15 protein-coding genes are annotated in these 15,672 nt (G+C 31.3%); all 15 read right to left on the bottom strand.

Annotated elements, in window-relative coordinates:
• Window positions 1-339: 339 nt before the first annotated feature.
• The 15 genes from ACM595_RS02360 to ACM595_RS02290 all read right to left on the bottom strand — a co-directional run bounded on the left by ACM595_RS02360 (window position 340) and on the right by ACM595_RS02290 (window position 15,585).
• Window positions 340-1,599, bottom strand: a complete 1,260-nt coding sequence (locus ACM595_RS02360) for an aminoacyltransferase (protein WP_002483339.1) — start codon at window positions 1,597-1,599, stop codon at window positions 340-342.
• A 27-nt stretch (window positions 1,600-1,626) separates the two neighbouring features.
• Window positions 1,627-2,889 (bottom strand): aminoacyltransferase, encoded by a 1,263-nt coding sequence (locus ACM595_RS02355; protein WP_002483340.1) that lies wholly within the window; start codon window positions 2,887-2,889, stop codon window positions 1,627-1,629.
• 361 nt (window positions 2,890-3,250) lie between these two features.
• Entirely contained in the window at window positions 3,251-3,907 is a 657-nt protein-coding gene (locus tag ACM595_RS02350; RefSeq protein ID WP_115343839.1) for a type 1 glutamine amidotransferase domain-containing protein, read from the bottom strand.
• Window positions 3,908-4,042: 135 nt separating this feature from the next.
• The gene (gene trpA, locus ACM595_RS02345) at window positions 4,043-4,768 is read right to left on the bottom strand and encodes a tryptophan synthase subunit alpha (protein ID WP_115343840.1); all 726 of its coding nucleotides are present in this window, start codon (window positions 4,766-4,768) and stop codon (window positions 4,043-4,045) included.
• Window positions 4,761-5,975, bottom strand: coding sequence for a tryptophan synthase subunit beta (trpB, locus tag ACM595_RS02340; RefSeq protein WP_115343841.1), 1,215 nt, complete (start codon window positions 5,973-5,975; stop codon window positions 4,761-4,763). The genes trpA and trpB overlap by 8 nt, the downstream gene beginning before the upstream one ends.
• 3 nt (window positions 5,976-5,978) lie before the next feature.
• Window positions 5,979-6,608, bottom strand: a complete 630-nt coding sequence (locus ACM595_RS02335; RefSeq protein WP_002483344.1) for a phosphoribosylanthranilate isomerase — start codon at window positions 6,606-6,608, stop codon at window positions 5,979-5,981.
• The gene (gene trpC, locus ACM595_RS02330) at window positions 6,605-7,387 is read right to left on the bottom strand and encodes an indole-3-glycerol phosphate synthase TrpC (RefSeq protein WP_194379242.1); all 783 of its coding nucleotides are present in this window, start codon (window positions 7,385-7,387) and stop codon (window positions 6,605-6,607) included. Before trpC ends, ACM595_RS02335 begins: the two co-directional genes overlap by 4 nt.
• A complete protein-coding gene (gene trpD / locus ACM595_RS02325; RefSeq protein WP_206237138.1) occupies window positions 7,371-8,387 on the bottom strand; it encodes an anthranilate phosphoribosyltransferase in 1,017 nt (338 codons plus the stop codon). Before trpD ends, trpC begins: the two co-directional genes overlap by 17 nt.
• Window positions 8,356-8,952, bottom strand: a complete 597-nt coding sequence (locus ACM595_RS02320) for an anthranilate synthase component II (RefSeq protein WP_115338542.1) — start codon at window positions 8,950-8,952, stop codon at window positions 8,356-8,358. Before ACM595_RS02320 ends, trpD begins: the two co-directional genes overlap by 32 nt.
• Entirely contained in the window at window positions 8,949-10,355 is a 1,407-nt protein-coding gene (locus ACM595_RS02315; RefSeq protein WP_206237139.1) for an anthranilate synthase component I, read from the bottom strand. Before ACM595_RS02315 ends, ACM595_RS02320 begins: the two co-directional genes overlap by 4 nt.
• A 592-nt stretch (window positions 10,356-10,947) precedes the next feature.
• Window positions 10,948-11,160, bottom strand: a complete 213-nt coding sequence (locus ACM595_RS02310; RefSeq protein WP_011303157.1) for a hypothetical protein — start codon at window positions 11,158-11,160, stop codon at window positions 10,948-10,950.
• 298 nt (window positions 11,161-11,458) lie between these two features.
• Window positions 11,459-12,355: an ABC transporter substrate-binding protein gene (locus ACM595_RS02305; protein ID WP_037538456.1), complete on the bottom strand. Its 897-nt coding sequence runs from the start codon at window positions 12,353-12,355 to the stop codon at window positions 11,459-11,461.
• 262 nt (window positions 12,356-12,617) lie between these two features.
• Window positions 12,618-12,800 (bottom strand): hypothetical protein, encoded by a 183-nt coding sequence (locus ACM595_RS02300; RefSeq protein WP_011303159.1) that lies wholly within the window; start codon window positions 12,798-12,800, stop codon window positions 12,618-12,620.
• Window positions 12,801-12,847: 47 nt separating this feature from the next.
• Complete coding sequence (locus tag ACM595_RS02295; RefSeq protein ID WP_002483351.1) at window positions 12,848-13,885, bottom strand: M42 family metallopeptidase; 1,038 nt, start codon at window positions 13,883-13,885, stop codon at window positions 12,848-12,850.
• Between the two features lie 767 nt (window positions 13,886-14,652).
• The gene (locus tag ACM595_RS02290) at window positions 14,653-15,585 is read right to left on the bottom strand and encodes a D-2-hydroxyacid dehydrogenase (RefSeq protein ID WP_069821969.1); all 933 of its coding nucleotides are present in this window, start codon (window positions 15,583-15,585) and stop codon (window positions 14,653-14,655) included.
• Window positions 15,586-15,672: the final 87 nt, after the last annotated feature.

The raw sequence follows: 15,672 nt of genomic DNA, 5'->3' as shown, positions 1-15,672 counted from the left end.
TTTAACTAGGGCGCTTAATCATAAAAATCAAAAACCATAAAAACCATGTTGTGATTTGTCGAATTACAACATGGTTTTTTTAACCTATTTTATTACTTACACCGAATAAATATATACATTTTTTATATTTACTTTTTTTAATCATTATGCTATTGTTATATTGATATTATATAATTTTATGCTATACTAAAAAATGTGGCTAACAATTAGAATCAACCTCATAGAATATGCCACATACTAGATTACCGTTATATTGGAAAGCCATCCTTTTATAACGAATCCTAAACAAAAGAAAGCATACTGATATACGCTTACAACCAGTATGCTTTCTTTTTAATATTATTTTTTAATTTTCTTTCTAACATTATTCAACGTATTAAATAACCAATATTTCGATTTCTTAATTGGTTTATAGAAATCACCAATCAATTCCTCAATTTGTACGTTAAAGCCTCGTTTAAAGCGATATACACCGTAATCTTCGCTATTTTCAGTAAAGTCACCTGATAGACCATAGAAATTATAACGACCATAGCCATGATCAAAGCAATAATTCATCATATACCAGTGCATCATATAGGGTCCCATATATTGATTATATTTTTCTGATGAACCACCTGAGAAATAATTCACTTCATATGCATTTGCAAAATAAACACCCGCGGCTAAGTTTAAAATAGCACCGTCAGTTAGTCTTAACTCACTCGCATGAAGTAATTCTTTTTTATCATGTTCAATCTGTTTGTCTAGCTCTGCAATTTTCTTCAATTGCTTATCAGATTTATTCTCATTTTGCATCATTTTATCGCGGCGTGATTCTTTTTCATTAATGCTTTCTTGAGTATGATTAATATATTCATCCAAATCAATGTATGCCAATGGGATTAATGCTTTATCACCGTAATTGTCTATAAAGTTATAAAAGTATTCATCCGTTTTAGAAACAAAACCAGTACGTTCTTCTGTTTCACGATACAATTCTAAGAAAATATCAAATTCATCTCTTGTTAGTAACCTTACCTTCACGCCAAAATTAATTGCCTTATTTATATTACGTTTTCTTTGGCTATCAAATTGTTTTTTTAATGAAGCTGGTGTTTCACCATCAAGGTTTAATACGCCCATCCATCTAACTTGGCTAGATGTATCATACGATGTTGTAAATCCGTGATGTATATAACGATGAGATTTGAATAAATTAACGAGTGCATCATTCTTATCATGATTAGGTAATGGATTAATATCCTTATCATATATTTGATAAATCCAATATGGATCCATTTTGACATATAAACAATTATGCTGTTGCAAATAAGTGTCTAATTCACGTAAATAGAAATCTACTAACCCCAAATCATTATAATCCATAACTGGACCGCGATTTGAATAATAAACATAGCTTCCCATTGTAGGAATTTTAGAGAAAAGACTAGCAGCAATAACTTGATTATCGTCATCTTTTAAGCCTAATAATACAACTTGAAATCCATCTTCTTCCCTTGTCGCAATATTTTCTTTCACTTGAAAATAATGACTCTCTAATGCTGGATTCTGTACAAAATTGTCATATTCTTTGACAGTTAACTCTGTAAATTTCATTCTAGCTTAGTTCCCTTCTATTTATGTTTATTTCTTTTTATCCTTAATTTTTTTCAATGTCGTATAAATTTTGTACATTGGCTTATTAATCGGTTTAATAAAATCACCAACATATTCTACTACATCTGCATTAAAACCTTTTTTAAATTTAACAACACCTGCATCTTCTGCATCTTCAGTAAAATGACCACTAATACCATAAAAATTATATCTATCTATATTATGATCTATAGCATAATTAATCATCTTCCATTGTATTGCATAACTACCAGCAAAATGTCTAAATTCATTAGATGTACCACCTGCATAGTAAACGACTTCATAAGGATTAATAATAAAGTAAGCTGCAGAAATCGGTAATTCGTTACCATGCTTTTCTTGTAACGCAGTGGCTTCATCTATTTTTTGTTGGTTTGCAATCAGTTGTTGTTCTAAATTTTCTTTTTTATTATACGCTTTTTTATTTTCTGGTCTTTTTTCTATATCCTTAACTGCTTTATTTATATCTTTACTTAATACTTCGCGTTCAGCCTTTAATTCTGTTATATATTCATCAAAATCCATATAAGCTAATGGGACAAGCACACGATCTTTATAATATCTTAACCTATTATAATAAAAATCGTCATCTCTATCGTCAAAATCCTTTGTTTCAGAAGTATCTTCCATGAATGAGCGGAATATTGGCAACTCATCTTCACCTAAAAATCTTACTTTCACACCATTTTTCTGTACTTTTTTAGTATTTCGTTTACGTAAACTATCCATACCATTAAGTACGTCTTTAGCAGTTTTTCCAGCTAAATCTAAAACAGAATGGAATCTTATTTGAAGTATTGGGTCAAAGCCAGTTAAAAAACCTTCATGCTTATAACCGAGTTGTTTCATTTTATCAAAAATCCAATCGTGACCCGCATTTGCTAATACTTCACCATCATGATTACGATATTGATAAGCAAGATAAGGATCTACTCGTAAATATAAGGCATTATGTTTTTTTACATATTTTGCTAATTCGTTAAAGAAGTAATGCACGAGTTCTTTATTTTCAAAATCTATGACTGGACCTCTATTGGAATAAAAATACTTGAAGAATTTCATAACAGGCACAGCTGTAAGTAAACATGCTGCAATTACTTCATTATCATTATTCTTAATTCCTACTAGGTGTGTTTCTGTACTTTCTGCAATTTTCAATTCATAATTTCCAACCATTTGCGTAAAATGACTATTCGGCATTTTATCCGTAAATGCACCGAACTCTTTTGCAGTTAAATTCGTAAATTTCATTTTTTATATACTCCTATTTATCTATAGTTCTATTTTCGAGTTTAATTCTCAATCTAGATTATTATACAATATTCATTTATAAAACTAAATCATTAGCCTGTACATAATCTTTCTAATGCAATGATTACACTGCGTTTTATGTATTATTTAATTATATCACTACTTTTATTTTAACAAAGCGTAAGCATTTATTCATATTTAACATGTTAGATTTATAATTTAATTATGAATAACTTTTGGTTTTATTACCTTAATTATATATTTACTGTCATCTTCACTTAATTTATTTGTAAATACATGATAAAACCGGAGAACTTATCTCGTTCTCCGGTTTTATATTATTTCAAGAAAAAGTTTCTAATTATAAAGCATCTCTGATTGCTTTACCTATTGCTACACTTGATTGTGGATTTTGACCAGTGATAAATTGGGCATCAGATTCAATATGCTCTGTAAAATCATCTTTTGTCACAAACTTAGCACCTTGATTTTCCAATTCCGTTTGAGTTAAAAATGGAACTTTGTCTTCCAAGCCCATCGTACGTTCTTCATTATCTGTAAATGATGTTAATGTAACACCTTTAACTAAGAAATTGCCTTGTTTATCTTTGGCACCCACAAATGCACTTGGTCCGTGACATACTGAAGAAATAATTTTCTTTTCTTCTTTAAAGTCTGCAAGGATATCTGCTAATTGTTGGTTATGTGCAAAATCAAATACGGTACCATGTCCACCAGGTAAATAGACTGCATCGTACTGTGATACATCAATATTTTCAATACTTGGTACTTGTTTTAACTTTTCAACAAAATTAGCATACTGATTTAATTCATCATTTTGTGTAGAATTTGGATCTAATGGAATTTCTCCACCTTCAATCGACACGATATCCACATCAATACCTGCTTCTGTTAATATATTATAAGGTTCGCTCGCCTCTTCTAACCATAGTCCAGTTGCCGTGCCATCATCATATTGACTTCTACTCGTAATTATGAATAATACTTTTTTACTCAAATTAAGTCACCTCTTTTAAAAATAAAGGTATGAACGATAAATAATACCAACGATACTATTTATCTAACTCTTCCTCTGATATCATATTACCCTTATTTTTAATGCATACACATAAAAATATATGACAATCTTTGCTTAATTCAAGACATTTCTTATTGTTTTTAAATACTCAATGGTAGTTTGTTTATCGTCATTTTCAAAGCGTTTTACTATTTCACTACCTATCACTACGCCATCTGAAGCTTCAATAATATCTTTTACATGTGCTGCTGTTCTTATACCAAATCCAGCTACTACAGGAACTTCAGTATGTGCTTTTATATCTTTAATTCTATTTTTTAGCTCTGGATGAAATTTACCATCTTCGCCTGTAGTCGCATTCATCGTTACAGTATAAATAAATCCTTCTGCATCCTTAGCTATTTGATGACTTCTAGTATTTGAAGTTGTCATAGCAATTAATGAAATAATATTTGTTTTTCGTTCTGGATGACGCGCTTTAAGTTGTTGCACCAACTCATGAGGCAAATCAGGTATGATCAAACCATACACACCTGCTTCTTCACAAGCATTCAAAAATGCTGATTCACCATAATGATTTATGATATTGTAATATGTCATTAACACATACTTACTTTGAATCTCATCTTGATTTTCTGTAAGTTGATCGAAAATATATTGTATATTAACGCCTTCTTGAATTGCTTTATTACCAGCATTCATGATTACCGGCCCATCAGCAACAGGGTCTGAAAATGGAACACCCACTTCAACTATATCTGCACCTGCTTCACTTAGTATTTTTACATTTTCAATAAAGTCTCTGTTGCCCATAACATAAGGTACAAATAATTTATGCATGCGTGTCACCCTCCTGTTTCATATAATTTCTGATCGTTTCCATATCTTTATCACCGCGGCCTGATACTGTAACCACAAGTATTTCATCGTTACGCATCGTAGGTGCCAATGTTTCTACATAACTTAAGGCATGTGCACTTTCGATAGCTGGTATGATACCTTCCGCTTTAGTAAATCGCACTAAAGCATCCATCGCTTGTTTGTCACTTGCAGTAGCATATTTCACTCTTCCAATGTCATGATAATATGAATGCTCTGGACCAACGCCAGGATAATCCAATCCTGCAGATATTGAGTGTGCTAATTGTATTTGACCATCATCATCTTGAATTAAATACATTTTTGTACCATGTAACACGCCTTCTTGACCTTTATTTATAGCAAGCGCGTGTTTATCTGAATCTATTCCGTCGCCCGCTGCCTCAACACCGTAAAGCTTAACATCATCCTTTACAAATGGATAAAACGTCCCGATGGCATTAGAACCACCGCCTACACATGCGACAATAGCATCTGGTAATTGACCTTCTTTTTCATGAACTTGTGCTTTAATTTCTTGACCAATAATTTTTTGAAAGTCTCTTACAATAGTAGGAAAAGGATCAGGTCCCAGTGCAGAGCCTAGCAAATAATGCGTATCATCAACATGGCTTACCCAGTACTGTAATGCTTTATTGACTGCATCAGATAATGTGCCTTGTCCTTCAGTGACTGATTCCACTTTTGCGCCTAATAGTTCCATTCTAAACACGTTTAATGATTGTCTTTTGATATCTTCTTCACCCATAAACACAACGAGTTCCATATCAAATAAGGCAGCTACAGTTGCACTAGCAACACCATGTTGCCCCGCTCCAGTTTCGGCTACTAATTTATTTTTTCCCATGCGTTTAGCTAACAGTGCTTGACCAAGTGCATTATTAATTTTATGTGCACCCGTATGGTTTAAATCCTCACGTTTCAAATAGATTTTTGCACCACCAAGTAATTCCGAATAAGACTTAGCATATGTTAGCGGTGTTTCACGACCTACGTAATCTTTTAAGTAATCATCAAGTTCTATCTGAAATTGAGGATCATTTTTAGCGTCCTGATAAGCTTGTTTCAATTCTTGTATTGCGGGCATTAATGTTTCTGGTACATATTGTCCACCATAATTACCGAAAAAACCAAATGTATCTGCTTCTGTTTGTATATTTTCAATCATAGTTTATTGAGCTCCTTTTAAAAGTTTTATAATTTCTAACATTTTATTTAAGTCTTTTTTATGATTCGTTTCTATGCCACTTGCAATATCATAACCAGTATGATGAAGTGATAAGTTTTCTATCTTTTGTATATTTTCATAATTAATGCCACCTGCAATTAAATAATCAACATCATGTATGGTATCTAAAATTTTCCAATCATACGTTTTGCCAGTACCACCATAGGATTGTGATGGTGTATCAATAATAAATTGGTCAACTGAATGCTTGTAATCATCTATTGATGTCAATAATGTTTGTTGATTTACTGCAGGTAATGCTTTAATAATTTTTAAGTTACTATTTTGTTGTCTAATATATTGCACCGTACTTATAGGTTCGTTTCCATGAAGTTGTATTGTTGTAATACCTGTATGATTAATAATGCTATCTATTGTAGCGCGTTCAGGATTTACTAGAATAATCACTTTTTCCTTATCATTTGGTATAATATCTGTAAATTGTTTAATCGTTTGAATATCAACAAATCGCTTACTCTCAGTAAAATGTATAAAGCCCATAGCGTCGATATTCAATGCTTTTGCCTTTTCAACATCTTCTAACGTACGAAATCCACAAAATTTTATTTTCACTTTGTCACCTTAGTTAATTTCAATCCTGGTAAAAATTGACTTAAATTTTCACATTTCATTAACGACTCACCTATTAACAGACCATCAATACCTGACTCAACCACATTCGCTACATCCTGTGCATCCCGAATCCCACTTTCCGAAATATAATGGTAGCCTTCTTTTTTGTTTTCTAATATTTCATTTGTATGCAACACATCTGTGACAAATCGTTTCAAATCTCTATTGTTTACACCAATAAGTTGCGGGCTTAATTTGTAAGCGCGTTCCAATTCTTCTTTATCATGTACTTCTACTAGTACTTCTAAATTTAGTGATGTCGCATATTGATATAAATCTTTCATTTGTTGATCTGTTAATACATTAACGATTAACAATATGATTGATGCTCCGGCTTTTTTTGCTACATCAATTTGAATTTTATCGACAACAAAGTCCTTACATAGTACCGGTAAAGTCGTTTGGAATGTTAAATCTTGCAATCTTTCATAGCTACCTCCAAAGTAATGCTCATCTGTGAGAATTGAGACTGCATTTGCACCGTTAGCTTCGTAATCCTTAACTTGTTGTGCTAAATCTCTATTTGGTAATTGATCTAATGTTGGACTTTTAGATTTAATCTCTGCGATTACTGCTAATTGGTTAGACTCATCTAATTGCGACTTAAACGAAGATTTATGCGTAATGTCTACCTCATTTAATGTCTTTAATTTCTCTTCATAGTAACCTTCTTTTATTAAATTTCTTTTATAATCCACGATTTCATCCAATATAGTCATATGTCATTCCTCCCATTTTGTTGTATTGTGCAATAGCATTGCCATTATCAATTAAGCGTTGTGCTTCAATTACACCTTGTTTAATAGAACTGACCTTCTCAGCAACATATAAAGCGATACCCGCATTAAACACCACTACATCACGTTTTGCGCTTCGATCAACACCCGTCAAAATATTTTTGGTAATCTCTAAATTTTCAAGTGGTGTACCACCAATGAGCGCTTCATTTGGTGCATACGCTAAACCAACGTCCTTTGGATTTACAGTATAATTTTTAGTAGCTTCGTTTTCATTTACTTCGTATATCATATTATCACCAGAAAGCGTTGCTTCATCCATGCCATTGGCTCCATAGACAACGATTGCTTTTTTACGGCCTAAATCTTTAAGTGTTTGAGCAATCTTTTCTAATTTTGATGTTTCATATACACCCATCACTTGATATTCTAATTTAAATGGATTAATAATCGGACCAGTTATATTAAAAATTGTTGGGTTAGTCATCATTTTTCTAATAGGTTGAATGCTTTTCATAATCGGGTACGTATCTGTTGCACTCAAGAAAGCTAAACCAACTTGATTCAATTGACTTGGTGTTGCTTCAACAGAACTTGTATTTATACCCATTGCCTCTAGCAAATCTGTACTACCTGATGATGAGGTAACACTCTTATTGCCATGTTTAATCACAGGGATATTTGCGCTAGCAATTACAAATGAAACTGTCGTTGAAATATTAAAGCTATTTGATTTATCTCCCCCTGTACCACAAACACACATACCATTCGGATAATAAGGCTGCTGTCGATACATAGAATGAATCAAACTTTTTGAAATATATGTTAATTCTTCTTGAGTAATCTCTTTTTCTGAGAACGATGATAATAAATTTGCTTTTACTTCGTTTGATATATCATCAGCAATAAGTAGTTCTATAAATTCATTCATTTGTTGCTGATTTAATGGTTTATACTGTTTTAATTGTGCTTGTAGTTCCATTACTTTTGTCCTCCTTTACTATATTCAAAAAATTATTGATGATTTGCACACCATCCGCTGTTGCAAAAGATTCAGGATGATATTGAATTCCGAAGTGTAACAATTGACTATGTTCAAATGATTGAATACAATCTTTTGTTTCTGCTGTTATAATAAATGCTTCAGGTATTGTTTTTGAATTACTAATCAATGAATGATACCTCATTATTTCAGAATATTCTGGAATATTTCTATACAACTTTGTATGTTTTATGATTCTCATTTGATCCGTTTTACCATGCATGATGAATTCACTTTGAATAACATCTCCACCGTGATAGCATGTTAATGCTTGAGCACCTAAACATACACCTAAGATTGGTTTATTTTCATAATGCTTTATAATTTTCATTAAATCTTCTTTATCTAATGGGTGCCCTGGCCCAGGTGATATGACTACACCATCTACATCTAAATGATAAATCTCCGGATCATCAGGATATTTCACTATCACTTCATTATTTTTGGCTATCATATCTACTAGGTTATAGGTAAATGAATCATAGTTATCAACGATTAATATCATGGTGACACCTCCAATAAACTCTTAGCTTTTAACTTTGTTTCTTCTAGTTCTTTTTCAGGTATTGAGTCATAGACAACGCCACATCCAGCTTCAACATTTACATGTGTTTCATCAATCATCATTGTACGTATTGCCAAGGCGAAATCTAGATCATGATTACAATTGATGTAGCCTATACCGCCACTATAGACACCTCGTTTTTGTGGTTGCGCTTCATAGATACGTTGAATGGCTCTTAGTTTTGGAGCACCCGACACTGTACCAGTAGGTAGTAAGCTCGCAATCACAGACATTGGAGAATAGTCTTGCTTAAGTTGTCCTGTTACTTCACTTACAATATGCATAACATGTTCATAACGTTCAATTGCCATTAACTTTTGTATCTTAGAAGTACCTGTTTCACTTACTCTGTGAATATCATTTCTTCCTAAATCAACTAACATGCGATGTTCACTTAATTCTTTGTGATCGTTTTTCAATTGTGTTTCGTTTGCATTGTCTTCTTCCAGAGTGCTTCCTCTTTTTATTGTTCCAGCAATAGGATTGGTCACTACTGTTTGACCTTGAACTTTTACAAAACTCTCAGGTGAACTGCCGACGACAATGCGTTCATCCATGTTCAAGTAGTACATATACGGACTTGGGTTTTGACGTTTTAAATTTTGATACAACTGATAAGATAATTGATGTAACTGTTGTCCAAAATTGTGTTCATAGCTGTATATGATAGATGGCACAACTTGGAACATATCACCTTGTTGTATAAGATGCTTCATTTTTTCTACTGTTGCTATAAATTGTTCCGTTGCCATATTAGATTTTATGTTTTTTTCTGTTACTTTTTGTTCATTTCGTAAAGGATAGATATTAATTCGTTGTAATTCTTCTACACGACGTTGCACACGTGCTTTCAATTGTTCATCACTTTGATTAGAAAATAAATTCGTTGCGATGACGTATAAATGTTCTTTGTAATGATCAAAAACATAAACATCTTCTACCATATATAATTTTGCGTCGTGTTGTGGGTGATCTGTTAATTCAATTTCTTTTAAAACAGGAAATGCATGTCTTACCAAATCAAAACTACACGAACCAACGAAACCTGAAATAAAAGGTAAATCTTCTAATATTGCATCCTCTATATTAGTTTTATATTGATCTATAAAAGCTTGCATTTTTTCATAAGGTTGATTCTGTTCTATCGTTTTGTTAGTAGCTGTTTGAATAGTCATTTCATCATTATCCAAAGTAATTGCTCCATAAGTGTCAAAAATCACTATAGAATAACGTCCTTTTAATTGTGATTGATCTGAGCTTTCTAAAATCATTTTATTTTTTCTTAATCTTGCTAATGCTTCTGGGGTAACTTCAGCATTTAACTTTTGATATTGTACTTTCATTTAACTTTCCTCCTTATAAAAAAACAGCGCCCTTAAACTATGTTAAGGACGCTGACGCGCGGTACCACCTAAAATTAGTAGATAAACAATTAATTTAAAATCATCTACTCGCTCTTTGTTTTATTCGTTTTAATCCAACAAAACCCAATTTCAGTATATGTGGGTGTTAGTTTGCATCAACCACTAACTTTCTGTAACTACCCTGCCATAACTTACTTCATTTTGTTTTCTAATTCAGTTCAAATTTAATATAAAAAAACACCACATTAACGCATACATACTGTAAGGACGCGTTACCGTGGTGCCACCTTAGTTAACAAATTCATTGTTCACTTTCATTGCTATTAATTTAGTACATTTAAAAGCCCAATTCACAATATATGCAGTGCTAATTTTCATCAACCATTAGCTTTCTTTTTGCTACATGACATATTTGCTACGTTATCTTTCAAATGGCAACTTTCGTTGCAAAAAGTAATTACCTAGAATCCTACTAGGATAAAATCAATTTGTCAATCATTAATTTCATTTTTATACTTTCCGTGCTATTGAAAAATACATCGATTATATTACAAAGCCATATTAGATAAGCCTATTCTAGCTTGTCTTTATTATTTTGATATTTTTCATAATTATCTTTTGGAGCGACTTTTTTGATTAAATTTGCACCTATGGCAAATAAGAATAAAAAGATAATTGGATGATATTGAAATTTATGGTCAGCAAATGTTACATACATCGCATATAGTAAAACTAATATCCAAAATATCGTTAACAATATCGTTCTTAAACTCGGTTTTTTCATGATTTTATACTCCCATATTACATTTGATTGCTTTTTTTATAGTTAGTCGTTAATTTCTATTTTAATGGTATATACATCGAGATGCCAACAGTTACCCTTAAATTGTTATAAACGGTTCATTATTATTAAAAAAGCTAATAAAGCAGCGTTTTCTTCAGTTTAAAAACCACCCTACGCGTTATTTAAATCATTTTGGCCATTGAGATTATCTTTCTTTAATAAGTAATATATAGACATCTTTGATTAGTACAATTTTATATTCCATAATCAAAGATGTCACGTCAATATCATCATATGTTTATTTTTGCTCTAGCAATCTATCCTTGAAATAATTTGAAAGTTTCTTAAGCGACGAAGGATCAGAATAGGTAGCCTCATTTTTAGGATAATAATATATATGATTATTTTTATAAGCTGGCTGATTTTTCCAAAGCGATGATTCTGTATATTCATTGTTGATAGGGTTACCTTTTTCAGTCGGAATTAATATATAATCAGCAGCATATTTGCTATATTGCTCATGTGGTATTGTTTTAAAGCCATCTTTATCAAGCATTCCCTTTACACCTTTTGGAAATGGTAATTGATATTCTTGATATATTATTGGCGTGCCTCTACCAAAATTTTCACCAAAAATTGAAAGTTGCTTAGGTTTGATTTCCATTACGGTAAAAGTTTTATTTGAGCCTATTTTATCTTTAATTACCTTTCCATCAGATTGAAGTTGTTTCTCCATATCTTTAATTTGTTTTTTAGCTTCATTTTCTTTATTTAGTATTTTCCCTATTGCAAGATGCATTTCTTTATATGAATAATCATTGTATTTTATTGGTATTGTAGGTGCGATTTTTTGATATTTTTTTATTTTAGTATTTACATCATAAGTCAAAATTAGGTCTGGCTTCAATTTTGCAACACCTTCAACATCTTCTGAACCTACACGTTTAGCACCTTTTTCATTGATATATTTTGATTTTGGAAAATCATTATTAACACCCACAGGTGTAACGCCTAAATCTTTAAAATTACCGAAATTTGAAGTTAAAACTACTATCCTTTTTGGGTGCTTTGGTATTTTAATACTCTTTCCTGATTGCGTTTTAAACGTTTTTGTTTCTTTATTCGAGTCTTTATTTTGACCACAAGCAGACAAAATAATTAATAAACTTAAAAATAAAACAATTAATCTTTTCATCGTATCATCCCTTTTAGTATATTCTTTCAATATCATTTTATTATGCAGTAATTGATATTGATTATCAATAAGATGTCTGAGTTTTCATTTAAATTTATTTATTGTTTAAGTTGTTCATTAACTTTGTTGAATTCACTTACTAGACTGTTATGATTTTCCAAACCAAAAAAAGAGCCATAAATGGCTCTTTTTTTTAATATGTCTAAGTTTTTATGGCATCAAAGATTCTAATTCCATTAACATAGCTAGTACTTCATTTAAATTATGACCTATTTCTATAATTATATATACAAGAAGCAATACCTAAACCAACAAGTAAAATAGTCATCAAATAAATAGAATAATTGTCTGTTTGGATATACATCTTAAAAAATATGAAATGTAGCGCTGCTACTATGAAATACACAGGTATGAATTTTCTTGACCAAAGTAGTGACTGTTCCACTCAAATTCTCCTTTTCAACTAATAATTTAAACAATTAGTATAAACATTTAGCTCTGTATAGCTGCTAGACAATAAGCCTGTAACAATGCTTGCGTTGCCTTTATAGAATCGATATGTGTCCGTTCTAATGCATGAGAGGATTCAATGCCTGCACCAAATAAACCGTGCTTGATATCAGCACCCGCTTTTAATGCTGCAGAAGCATCAGAACTATAATATGGATAAATATCTACCTTGTACGGTATTTGCTTTATCTTACATAATTCAACCAATTGCTCTCGTAACCCTTTATGATATGGACCAGATGCGTCTTTTGCACAAATAGAAACTGTGTATTCATCCGATGCTTGTCCATCTCCTAATGCTCCCATATCAAATGCTATAAATTCACTTATTTTTGGAGATATAGACGCATTAGCACCATAACCAATTTCTTCATTATTTGATATATAGAATTGAATCGTATGTGGTAAAGTTAAATTTTCATTTTTTATAGTCTTTAAAAATTCAATAATCATGGCTACGCTTGCTTTATCATCTAAATGGCGTGATTTAATAAAACCTGATGATGTAATCTGTGTTCTTGGATCAAAACTTATAAAATCGCCTACCTCTATACCTAAACTTTGAGTTTCTTCTTTGGTTGAGACTTTTTCATCTATTCTTACTTCCATATGTTCAATATCTCTCGAGATATCGTCATTATTGCGATATACATGTACACTTGTTTCATGTAAACAAATGGTTCCTGTATAGATTTGTCCTGACGAAGTTTCAATTTCACAATATTCCCCTTCTATTGCGTTATAACTAAACCCACCGATTAAATCTAGTGATAAACGACCATCCTCCTTAATTTCTTTGACCATAGCGCCAAGCGTATCCACATGTGCTGTAACACATTTTTGCGCTTCATCATTTTCACCTTTTGCTGTAATTAATAGCGCTCCTTTGTTAGTCACTTCTGTTGGGTAGCCTAATTGTTCTGCTTCACCTTTTACGTATTGAATGGCTTTTTCTGCGTACCCTGACGGACTATTTATTGCCGTCAATGCTTGGATTGTATTAAAAATTGATTCTGACATCTAATCCCCCTCCAAATATATTATATATATAGTCTAACGTTTAAATTTTAAAAATAATACCATTAATACTATATCCCTTTTAAAATACATAGTTGAATTTAAAAATTTATGTTACATTGCATACAACAACATTTTTAAATATTATTTTGAAATGCTAAATAATATGTATTAAATAATCTTTATGCTTTAGGGGTGTATAAAACTTTACGAAAAATGACAAACTTTTAAAATTGGAAGTTAGATTAAGATATACGATATCTATAATCTTTTTTATTTTATATGTATTAAATATCCTTCTGACTTCAAGCTCAACAAAATATAACGTTTTCACTAGTATGATTGCAGTAAGTTTTTTATTAATTTTAGGTTTATTAAGCCTTCTCAAATTCTTCGGCTCAGCATCAAATAAACTTAAACGAAAAATAATGACTCATGTTTATATTTATGTTTATACAAATATCCTATTGATGATTATAATACTATATTTTGATTTGTCTCATTTACTTGGAAATATTGGCACTATTTTTTTAGTTGTTTTAGTTAATTTTATTTTTATATCTGTATTAGAAAAAAGGTTAAATATAAATTCTAAATCTAAAAATATACAATAACATTTTAAAACCATATGCTAAATTGATGTTGCCAAACATACTTAAATTTTAATTATAAAGCTACTATCCTTTACATAGAGATGATGATAGTAGCTTTATTTTACTTTTAGAAACAGCTTTATGATTGCTTTTGTTATATGTACAGCTTGTTCGTTGTTAATAGCCTCTTTTTAAATCCACTTGATTTTCAAGTATTTCACCATGCTCTATATTTTTCAAAGTATGATAAAAACATGTGACAGCTTCATTCAAATCGGTTAATGCAGAAATATGAGGTGTGATAGTGATATCATTTCTTTGCCATAATTCAGAGTTTTTGTGTAATGGTTCTGACTCAAAAACATCTAATACCGCATGTCTGACGTTACCTTTGTTTAAAGCTGATTTTAAACTTTCTTGATCCACCACTTGTCCCCTACCAACATTGATAAAATAAGCTTGATCAAATGCTTCAAACATAGTTTGATTGAATAATTTTTCTGTTTTTGTTGTTAGTGGCAAAGTACTGATAATATAATCTGCTTGCTGAACTAATGTCTTAGCTTTATGGATAGGAAGCATTTTTTTAAAATAGGCTTTTGCTTTCCCACTATTAGAAATACCGTAGACAGTCATACCTAATAATGAAAATATCTTAGCAATGGTTTGTCCAGTTTCTCCAGTACCAAAAATAGTTATAGTTTGATCTCGCAATGCTTGTGGTGATTGTTTGAGCCAAATGTTTTCATCTTGCTGTTCTTCAAATAACTTATGATGTTGTAAATCAGCTAATATATAGCTCAAACAATATTCGCTCATTTTTTCTCCAAAATCACTAATTGTTCTTGTGAGTAAAGTTTGCGATGTTTGCCAGTCGTCTATAGCTAAATAGTTATTGATGCCTGCATTAAACGTATGCACCCATTTCACCTGTGATGGTTTAAATTGCTCACATGGCTCAAATCCCACATAAGCATCTGCCCAATCTAAATCTTCATTTGTAATTGATTCAACTGACTTAAAACTTAATTGGTAATTCTTTAAATCCTTTAAATATTTTTGGAAAATTGATTTATAGTCACCGGCTATTAAAATATGATTTATTTCCAATGCCTTCTCTCCTAATCCATGCTATGTTTATTTTAGTAAGCATAATATGTTTACTTTAGCATACCTTCTATAAAGTTATTCACTTTT

The sequence above is a fragment of the Staphylococcus sp. LKG3-1 genome (assembly GCF_048568385.1).
GTDB classification, from domain to species: domain Bacteria; phylum Bacillota; class Bacilli; order Staphylococcales; family Staphylococcaceae; genus Staphylococcus; species Staphylococcus saprophyticus.
The sequence above is the reverse complement of the archived record's forward strand: the minus strand, read 5'-3'. Positions and strand labels throughout refer to the sequence as shown.

Bases quoted from the DNA above. Each gene is read 5' to 3' on its own strand.
- ACM595_RS02360 (WP_002483339.1), bottom strand. From the start codon at position 1,599: ATGAAATTTACAGAGTTAACTGTCAAAGAATATGACAATTTTGTACAG.
- ACM595_RS02355 (WP_002483340.1), bottom strand. From the start codon at position 2,889: ATGAAATTTACGAATTTAACTGCAAAAGAGTTCGGTGCATTTACGGAT.
- trpA (WP_115343840.1), bottom strand. From the start codon at position 4,768: ATGCATAAATTATTTGTACCTTATGTTATGGGCAACAGAGACTTTATT.
- trpB (WP_115343841.1), bottom strand. From the start codon at position 5,975: ATGATTGAAAATATACAAACAGAAGCAGATACATTTGGTTTTTTCGGT.
- trpC (WP_194379242.1), bottom strand. From the start codon at position 7,387: ATGACTATATTGGATGAAATCGTGGATTATAAAAGAAATTTAATAAAA.
- trpD (WP_206237138.1), bottom strand. From the start codon at position 8,387: ATGGAACTACAAGCACAATTAAAACAGTATAAACCATTAAATCAGCAA.
- ACM595_RS02320 (WP_115338542.1), bottom strand. From the start codon at position 8,952: ATGATATTAATCGTTGATAACTATGATTCATTTACCTATAACCTAGTA.
- ACM595_RS02315 (WP_206237139.1), bottom strand. From the start codon at position 10,355: ATGAAAGTACAATATCAAAAGTTAAATGCTGAAGTTACCCCAGAAGCA.
- ACM595_RS02310 (WP_011303157.1), bottom strand. From the start codon at position 11,160: ATGAAAAAACCGAGTTTAAGAACGATATTGTTAACGATATTTTGGATA.
- ACM595_RS02305 (WP_037538456.1), bottom strand. From the start codon at position 12,355: ATGAAAAGATTAATTGTTTTATTTTTAAGTTTATTAATTATTTTGTCT.
- ACM595_RS02295 (WP_002483351.1), bottom strand. From the start codon at position 13,885: ATGTCAGAATCAATTTTTAATACAATCCAAGCATTGACGGCAATAAAT.